12 protein-coding genes and 1 pseudogene are annotated in these 7,616 nt (G+C 32.8%); all 13 read right to left on the bottom strand.

Annotated elements, in window-relative coordinates:
• Positions 1 to 4 precede the first annotated feature (4 nt).
• The gene (locus ACIQ0M_RS14955; RefSeq protein WP_396153668.1) at positions 5 to 247 is read right to left on the bottom strand and encodes a hypothetical protein; all 243 of its coding nucleotides are present in this window, start codon (positions 245 to 247) and stop codon (positions 5 to 7) included.
• A 177-nt stretch (positions 248 to 424) separates the two neighbouring features.
• Positions 425 to 616: a hypothetical protein gene (locus tag ACIQ0M_RS14960; RefSeq protein ID WP_396153670.1), complete on the bottom strand. Its 192-nt coding sequence runs from the start codon at positions 614 to 616 to the stop codon at positions 425 to 427.
• 253 nt (positions 617 to 869) lie between these two features.
• Positions 870 to 1,529 carry a hypothetical protein gene (locus tag ACIQ0M_RS14965; RefSeq protein ID WP_396153671.1) on the bottom strand — a complete coding sequence of 220 codons (660 nt, stop codon included), beginning with the start codon at positions 1,527 to 1,529 and terminating at the stop codon, positions 870 to 872.
• A gap of 76 nt (positions 1,530 to 1,605) precedes the next feature.
• On the bottom strand, positions 1,606 to 2,010 hold the full coding sequence (locus ACIQ0M_RS14970) for a hypothetical protein (protein WP_396153673.1): 405 nt from the start codon (positions 2,008 to 2,010) through the stop codon (positions 1,606 to 1,608).
• A 232-nt stretch (positions 2,011 to 2,242) separates the two neighbouring features.
• A complete protein-coding gene (locus ACIQ0M_RS14975; protein WP_396153675.1) occupies positions 2,243 to 2,983 on the bottom strand; it encodes a hypothetical protein in 741 nt (246 codons plus the stop codon).
• Positions 2,984 to 3,060: 77 nt separating this feature from the next.
• The gene (locus tag ACIQ0M_RS14980; protein WP_396153677.1) at positions 3,061 to 3,363 is read right to left on the bottom strand and encodes a hypothetical protein; all 303 of its coding nucleotides are present in this window, start codon (positions 3,361 to 3,363) and stop codon (positions 3,061 to 3,063) included.
• Between the two features lie 2 nt (positions 3,364 to 3,365).
• Positions 3,366 to 3,548 carry a hypothetical protein gene (locus ACIQ0M_RS14985; protein WP_396153678.1) on the bottom strand — a complete coding sequence of 61 codons (183 nt, stop codon included), beginning with the start codon at positions 3,546 to 3,548 and terminating at the stop codon, positions 3,366 to 3,368.
• Entirely contained in the window at positions 3,548 to 3,784 is a 237-nt protein-coding gene (locus ACIQ0M_RS14990; protein ID WP_396153680.1) for a hypothetical protein, read from the bottom strand. The genes ACIQ0M_RS14985 and ACIQ0M_RS14990 overlap by 1 nt, the downstream gene beginning before the upstream one ends.
• Before the next feature lies 1 nt (position 3,785).
• The gene (locus ACIQ0M_RS14995; RefSeq protein ID WP_396153682.1) at positions 3,786 to 3,977 is read right to left on the bottom strand and encodes a hypothetical protein; all 192 of its coding nucleotides are present in this window, start codon (positions 3,975 to 3,977) and stop codon (positions 3,786 to 3,788) included.
• 2 nt (positions 3,978 to 3,979) lie between these two features.
• Positions 3,980 to 4,318, bottom strand: coding sequence for a hypothetical protein (locus ACIQ0M_RS15000; protein ID WP_396153684.1), 339 nt, complete (start codon positions 4,316 to 4,318; stop codon positions 3,980 to 3,982).
• A 25-nt stretch (positions 4,319 to 4,343) separates the two neighbouring features.
• The gene (locus ACIQ0M_RS15005) at positions 4,344 to 4,541 is read right to left on the bottom strand and encodes a hypothetical protein (RefSeq protein WP_396153686.1); all 198 of its coding nucleotides are present in this window, start codon (positions 4,539 to 4,541) and stop codon (positions 4,344 to 4,346) included.
• Between the two features lie 25 nt (positions 4,542 to 4,566).
• Positions 4,567 to 5,094, bottom strand: a complete 528-nt coding sequence (locus tag ACIQ0M_RS15010; RefSeq protein ID WP_396153688.1) for a hypothetical protein — start codon at positions 5,092 to 5,094, stop codon at positions 4,567 to 4,569.
• Positions 5,095 to 5,373: 279 nt separating this feature from the next.
• Positions 5,374 to 7,616 (bottom strand): annotated as a pseudogene (locus ACIQ0M_RS15015) (DNA primase); the annotation flags it as partial.

A 7,616-nucleotide genomic window follows, 5' to 3' on the forward strand; every position in this document is an offset into this window, starting at 1 on the left:
GTTATCACTCAGCTTGGTTGGAACGGCTAAAAATACTCGGATTACTTTTTATAAATTCAAGTGCTTTTTTACAAGCTTCATTTGGATTTTTTCCTTCTCTTGTGTCTTGATTAACAAAATCAACTGGATTTCTCCAAGTAATAGACCAAGTTTTTCTAAATTGTGAATAGTCCATAAAAACATAAGGAAAACCAGCGGTTTTATAATTGTACTTTACAATTTCAATTAACATTTCATCTGTTGTCATAATTTTTGTGTTTTTAAAAGCCGAAGTGATAACAGTGGTTACACAATATTGCCACTTCTGGAGTTATTTAATGTTTGTTTTGTACTTGTTTTATTCATTGCTTAACCAAAACTTAATTTTGTATATTTGGCAAAATCGTGTAGCCACATAACGTTAGTGTAAACCGTAGTAGAGCTTTTAAGGATGACGATAAACGTAAATAGTATCTACTACATTGTCTTTTACTACTAATTCAATTTCAGGTTCGATAATTTTTTCACTTCTTATTGAATCGTCAATAAAAAGCCAATCTACTAATTCATAACCTCCCCAAAATATTAATACACATACTATGCATAAAAATACAATTGCTTCACCTAACTTTTCCATTTTGTTGTTTTATTAAATTATTAATCATTTCAGTTCCATAAGAGATAAAATAAAATTGGTCTTTATCTCTAATTGCCCATAAACATTTTAGTATGTTTTCCGTACTAATTTTATGGTTTAAATCTTGTAGCTTTTTCTGTTTTGGCATTTTTTATATATTTTAAATTAAACGGCTATACACTAACAAGTGTTTTGCTCAATTGTGCCGAAAGTAGTTTGCGGTTAGGCACAACTGAAGCAAAGCACTCGAACGTTAGCAGATAGTATCAGACGAGTAGGTTTTAATGACAATTTCAGCACATTTAACTAAAATTTCTTTTACATCAGAATCGCAATAATCGTAATTTCCAAAAGCGATTTCTAATTTCCATTTTAATGATTCTTTATAATCATCTTTAAATAAATCCCCATCGTTCAAATCTTCAAGTAATCTATTTGCACATTCTTCATCAGGCTCAAAATTTGTATAAAAATAATGACCACAATCAGCGCAACTTTTTGGTTCACTTTCTCCACCACTAAAATCAGGGTCGTGTCCTTCGTATGTGAATTTTGATTTTTTTGGAAATTTTTTTAATTCTGATTTTTTAGATGATGCAATTAACTCTTTTGGATAATGACTACAATCTTTGCCGTTGTAAAATCCTGTTTCTTCAATTTGTTTGTATTTATCTAAAATTTCATTACGTCTTGCTTTATTATTGTTTTTAGCTTCTAAAACAGCATCATCAATACAAGCTTCGCAGAAATCTTCATTTCCCATATCTTTATCATCTTGCTTTACAAAAAAACCTGTATGATTTGGCTCGTAAAAACAAGTAGGAAGTAATTCAATAGCTTTTTCTATAATACCATCTGCTAACACATTATTGTCGCAAGTGGCGGATTCGGTATTCTCTGAATGTTTTGTCATTTCTTGTTATTTTTAGTGATTAATCGATTTATGGTTTTGTGTTTGTCGCCACCTGACGACAATAATCCAACGTACGTTAACTGATAGCTTTTGACGTAGATGTCGAAACCATTTTTAAATCGACAAAACCAGTTTTAAGCCAAAGCCGTTTATATTTTCCACCTCTTGGATCAGTTAACTCTTTTACAACTGTTGGAGAAAAAAAGCCATTTGAGTAAAAGTAAAATGGTCTTAATTTTCTATCTCCAACTTCGTAAATATTACAAGCATCAATTGTTGAAGTATGATTGGAAAAATCCAAATCAGTCGATGCAAATATTAATTCATCATCATTAAATAATTGCTCAATGTCAATTATTTCAGAAAGAGAAGTTTTTTTAGTTACTTCAAACAAATATTTTTGAACTCCATTTTCATCTATTACTATGTATGGAAATTTTCCTCTTTCTTTTTTTCTTAAAGTATTAAAAGTGTTTTTCATAATTTTATAAATATTAAGCCATCAGTTAACACGTGTTTTATTCAATGGCTTGGGTTAGGTTTTTCCTGCGGAAAAACCGCTGTTGGCTTCAATCTTTGTTTTGTGTTTTAGTGGCTTGTTCTTGAAATCAAGCCACTAAATAAAGCACTCGAACGTTGTGCAACAGCTTAACCAAACAGACGCTAAAAACACAATGTTTAGAAAATAAACTAAACAGAATGATATTATTAAATTAGTGGAAATCGTGAGGACGCTCAATGCGTTCAAATTTATAGACCCAAACAAAAAGGTTTTTATTCCAACTTTCAAAACCATTTATTTCATACCATAAACTCCTAAATGCAGAAATAGCAGATTTATGACATCCGGACCAAGCTCCATTCATAGCATAATGTGTAGCACCATAAATATAAACAGAATTACCGTTGCAGTCTTTTATCATAGTTTTTTGTTTCATAATTCCCTCATTCATTGCACTTTGTTCATCAATATCTTGCAGTCTTTCAACGTGAACCGAAACACATTTTAAGAAAATTCTACAAGCATCTTTCGGCATAAATAAAGATGGTTTCCATTTTACATTAAAACTTTCATCATCGGCTTTATATCTAAAACCTGTGTTTTTGCCGTTTTCTATGCAACCATTAGAAAATGTTTCACGAACCCAAATAATATCATTAATTTTTATTTTTGATTCTATAGATTCTGTAGATTCTGTATAATTAATTCCTTTTGGCTCATTAACATTAGTAAATAAATGATATTTATTATTAGCTGAAATCCCTTTATAAATATAATTATCAGGATTTTCATTTATTTTTTCTAAACCTTGAGCTCTTCTAGTTTCAGTTTTAGTTTTATTTAATATCGCTTGAACCATTGGCGTTGAAAACAGCATTGGAACAAAACGACTTCCACTAACACCAGTTTTGCAAGATTGCTTGTTCTGTGATTTTTTGGAAACTTTAGTCATAATTTTAAGTGTGTTTTGTGTTTGTAAAATTTAGGTTTTGAGGTCGCAACCTCGCAAAGCTGGGAAAACGTTAGCACTCATTTTAGTAGTGCTAAATAATGAGTGTTTAAATAAAAGAAATCTTCTGTATTTTCAATTTTGCAATGTGCTATGAAATTATTTCCTCTATGCAATGCAATTGAGGTTACTTTTAATGGTCTTTTTAAAACATCACAAGTATTGTAAAATCTTAAATCACGAAGTTTTTTCATAATGTCACATAATAAAGAAGTGAAGCATTCTTTATTTCCAACTGTAAAAAATCGTTCTTCAAATAAAAACGAAGTGCTAAAAGCATTTTCAAGCAATTGCGGGGTTTGGTCTTTGTTTACGGTTAGCATGGTTACTTATTATTTATTATCAAATTAAAATCGCTCAGAAAGTCATGCAGACTTCGGTAGGTTTTTACGATGGTAGTTCCGGCTTGGTAAACCATCATTGAGTTACGGTTCAGGAAGAGCTGGTAGGTTTTACCATTCTTCCAAAGTGAGTCATCCGTTCCGGTGTAAGTGGCTGTGAAGTTCATCACTTCAAAAAATAAACGATTACACCAATTACCAACCCGAGAAGAAGTCCTTTTGCAAACGCAATACGACGGTGTTTTTTTCCGTAAGCATACTCGGCACGGCCGGCATACAGTTCACAGAAATTAAAGAGCTCACGACCTTTGAAGGTAGCGTGTGTGATTTCATCAATGTGATATATATCTGTGCCTTTGTAATCACTAAAGGCTTGACAGAAGATTAATTTTAGTTTTTTCATGTTATTGTTTTTTATAATTTAAAAGTCCATAGAATTCATTATTTCCACATTTTGGGCATACATGATCTGTTTGATTTTCATTTCTTTTTTTTAATGCTTTTTCACTATCAAGTCCTTGCCATTTACATGAACGCTTTGTGCATTCGTAACCGTTTTCTTTTTCTCCCATTCGGGCGTATTTTCTTTTAGCCATGATTAATTATTTGAAAGTGATTTATAAGGTAAACAGCTCATGTGTTTGAGTTCTCCGGGGATGATGTGGAAGGTTACTTCAGGAAAACCGGAGAGATAAATTTTATTATCCATTTCGCGTTGACTTCTATCGTTGAAAGAAACGTTCAACGCTTTGCATCGCGGATATTTCTGATTGATTTTTTCCAGCTCTTCTAAAATGATTTTTTGAGCTTGTTGGATGTCGTCAGCGTGAATCACGTTTTGATTCAAGCTTTTAAGGTACTGATAAGCTTCTTGCTGAAGCTTGTTTTTTAAAGCTGTGCTGTAGCTCAGCTGAAAAAAGAAATGCGAGATGTTCATATGTAATAATTTAAATTGATTCTGTTTATGCTTTTCCGATCGCTATCAGTTTGTTAAGCTGCTTTAAGGATTGTTTTTGAAAATTCTTTTGCCAATCCGGATTTGTTTTTTTTAAAAACTCAGGATCATCTAATAGTTCTGAAAATATTCCTAAGCAATAATCCCATTCTTCACCAGTGTTACAATTTTTCCAAATCGCTTTTAATTCTGAATAACTATACATTTTGCTTTATTTTAAATTAAATTTTTTATGATGCTACTTGCACTACATAAGGTTCAAAATTTTGTTTTTTGGTAGGAACATATAACTTGTCATTTTCGATGGCATTCATAACATAATTATAGTCCGCACCTGGTTTCATATAGAATGGACCGGAAACCTGATTTAGTGAAGTTTTTGTAAAATACAGCACATTCGGTTTTATGGTTTTGGGTCCTCCATAAAAATCAAACTCTTCAGCTGGTTTTAATTCCAGTTTAAAATTGTATTCCAGAGCATTATATTTTTCTGATAAAACATAAAATTGATGATTAATTAAACCGTTTCGTAGTTCTCTCAAGGTAGCTTGGTTAGATGCTTTCCATAAGTTTTGCTCCGCTAATTCAGTATAGTTTAATGGAACCACACAGATTTCAGGAATAATATAAACCCCTTCAAATTCATGCGTAAGATGATCTTTCATAAAAAGCATTTTATTTGCTATTGGAATTTGATTATGAAAAACATCTTGAAAAGATGCTAATCTTAAACCTCCTCTAATTTTTATTGTCTTCATAAAAAAAAATTTTTTTTTCGTTCTTTTTAACTGAAAATGGGTTTTTATTTTCTCAACTTCTCACTCCTTGATTTTCAACAACTTACCTTTTTTTATGTTGAGAATGTTGCAGAAACTCATTTCTTTTTCTCAACTTTCTACAACATTCTCAACACTTTTCTCAACATTAAAAACTTGAAAAACAACATTTTAACTATGTTGAGAAAGTTGAGAGTTTTTTTAAGGGTCGCCAGCTATCTTTATACATTTTATTTTTTTTAAGGGGTTGCAGGGGAAAAATCAAAAAGGCAAATCAAGCGTCGGATTTTCCGATAGAATTGGCTCTGTTACAGCCTCTGTTTTCTTTTGTTCCCACAACGAACCTTCGTTTATCTGATACAGAATTGAATTGACAATATCTGTTTTAATGTCCTCGTTTAATCTGTCAAGATTTATAACCATCGCCGAGCTTCTGTGTCCGTTACGTCCTTCTCCAAAAGTCCATACACTTAAATCTTCTACAAATGCCCCTGATTTTTCTATTTGTTCTTTAAAAACTGTTTTGCTTGGTGCCAACTCTCTGTAACGTGCAATCCATTCTGTTTGAATTTTATTGTAACAATGTGTCCATTGGATGTATAGATTGTTTCCTTCGGTTGAAACAATATAACCTTGCTGAATTCTGGTTTCTCTTGGACCTCGTAAACCGGCAATAAAACAATCCCAAAAACGGTTGAGTATCGATGCTGAGTTTATTTTTCGTATCTGCTGATCTATTCCTTTTCTGAAATGCTCCATCATTTCGTTTTGCGTAAAAGGAAAATTCACGATGTCTTTAAAAATGCTGTAGAACGAAGACAGAATAGAAAGGTTGCTTATAATCCTTGATTTAGCATCAGGGAAATTTTCGCTTAAAATTCCTTTCCAATTCCGCTGTTGTTTTTCAAACTGTTCAACAACTAATTTTCTGTGTCTGAAAAATTCATCTGAATACCCTGAAACACCTTTTTCACGTATATCACGCAATTCGTCAAACGATTTCATTTCGTCCTGGTTGAATTCGTTTTTAGTCATTTCATTCCAAATCAAACGAAGGATCAATGGTTCTTCGTTAGGGAATTGATTACCGGTTAAAATGGCGGAGCTTTCAATCGGAATACTTTCGGTTCCTACGTGGCTTTCAATGTTTCCCCTTTTATATCCGCGACGATCCCATAGAGCTTTAAGCATTCCATCCAGTTGCGGATTGCCGGTTTTATATTCCGACAATTGCGAAATTCCATTTCTGAATTGAGCAAACTCACGTACCTGTGCTTTCACCGTAGAAACTTGACCTTCTAAGTTAATAGCGGTTTGCGGAACTCCTACGAAGCTTTGAACGATTGCTGCCAATTCATCTTTCCCTGAAGAACCTGGTCCGTAAAAAAACAGAATAGGAAAGTTATTCAGTTTTTCTACAACTATATCTTGGAACAGGGAAGCTACTGCGAAAAGAAGCGATGAAATAGCGTGCTCACGGTGAACTTGTTTAACTTTTAATGCAAATGTTTCGAAAGAAACGTTGTTGTGAATTACGCGAAAACGCTTTTGAGCATCGTATTTAAAGCTGTTGTTTTTATAAATTTGATTGGCTGATGGTACGTAAAAATGAGTTTCACCAATTACAAATATTCCATGCTCATTCATCGGAACTTCTGAGCCGTCTTCTAATGTAATCTTATTGTTCCAACACCAAAAGCTTCCATCAGGTTGCCATCCTAATACATCTATCTTACGGCCGTTGCCCATTTTGTCAAAAAGAAATGTTCTAAGCCGAAGCAAATCGGCACGGTTTCCATCAAACCTAAAATTACCATGACCGGTTACGGTATTATCAAAAGATTGTGGTGTGTTAAGGTTCTCTGAAGGTGTGTCAAATATTTTCTCTAAGCCATGAATGTTTTTAATACGCATTAATTTCATAGGAAATTTTTCGTCGTTCATGTGCTGCAATACTTCAATTTCAAAATTCGACTTCGCTGTAAAATGGGTTTTGCCATCACTTCCTTCGTCTGTAGTCATCCAAATTTTATTGTTAGCCATGAACATTCCGTACTGTTTTACATCTTTTTCCAGTTGTGAAAATGGTATTTTGACAGACTTTGGTAATTCATATTCCGGCCAAAATTCTTCAACGTTTACCTCAATTAAGTTGTCTTTTGCTTCTTTTATCCAGTTTTTAATAATGGTTAAAGAAATCTTGCTTTCTTTTGATAACCATTTTTTATAGACTTCCACCAGGTAATCGTCTTGAATAGCTGCTATAATTTCGCATAGGTATTTTGCTTCAAATGAAATATCGATTTCAGTGCCTTGAAGTTTGTCTTCAATCAGCAACTGGAAACCATCTTTTCTGACATTGGGTTGATTAAACATGTTGTTTAATCCTTCAGACAGAGTAATAACTTCCTTGTACTCACGCGTAAAATCATCAGGATCTAGGTCAAGACTGATTATTTCAGTTCTAAATCCTGCTTTAATAAACAATGGAATTTGTTTAAGAG

Source organism: Flavobacterium sp., assembly GCF_044339515.1.
Taxonomy (GTDB): Bacteria; Bacteroidota; Bacteroidia; order Flavobacteriales; family Flavobacteriaceae; genus Flavobacterium.

Coding starts and splice junctions, on each gene's coding strand:
- ACIQ0M_RS14960 (WP_396153670.1), bottom strand. CDS start 616: ATGGAAAAGTTAGGTGAAGCAATTGTATTTTTATGCATAGTATGTGTA.
- ACIQ0M_RS15000 (WP_396153684.1), bottom strand. CDS start 4,318: ATGAACATCTCGCATTTCTTTTTTCAGCTGAGCTACAGCACAGCTTTA.
- ACIQ0M_RS15010 (WP_396153688.1), bottom strand. CDS start 5,094: ATGAAGACAATAAAAATTAGAGGAGGTTTAAGATTAGCATCTTTTCAA.
- ACIQ0M_RS14955 (WP_396153668.1), bottom strand. CDS start 247: ATGACAACAGATGAAATGTTAATTGAAATTGTAAAGTACAATTATAAA.
- ACIQ0M_RS14975 (WP_396153675.1), bottom strand. CDS start 2,983: ATGACTAAAGTTTCCAAAAAATCACAGAACAAGCAATCTTGCAAAACT.
- ACIQ0M_RS14965 (WP_396153671.1), bottom strand. CDS start 1,529: ATGACAAAACATTCAGAGAATACCGAATCCGCCACTTGCGACAATAAT.
- ACIQ0M_RS15005 (WP_396153686.1), bottom strand. CDS start 4,541: ATGTATAGTTATTCAGAATTAAAAGCGATTTGGAAAAATTGTAACACT.
- ACIQ0M_RS14995 (WP_396153682.1), bottom strand. CDS start 3,977: ATGGCTAAAAGAAAATACGCCCGAATGGGAGAAAAAGAAAACGGTTAC.
- ACIQ0M_RS14970 (WP_396153673.1), bottom strand. CDS start 2,010: ATGAAAAACACTTTTAATACTTTAAGAAAAAAAGAAAGAGGAAAATTT.
- ACIQ0M_RS14990 (WP_396153680.1), bottom strand. CDS start 3,784: ATGAAAAAACTAAAATTAATCTTCTGTCAAGCCTTTAGTGATTACAAA.
- ACIQ0M_RS14985 (WP_396153678.1), bottom strand. CDS start 3,548: ATGAACTTCACAGCCACTTACACCGGAACGGATGACTCACTTTGGAAG.
- ACIQ0M_RS14980 (WP_396153677.1), bottom strand. CDS start 3,363: ATGCTAACCGTAAACAAAGACCAAACCCCGCAATTGCTTGAAAATGCT.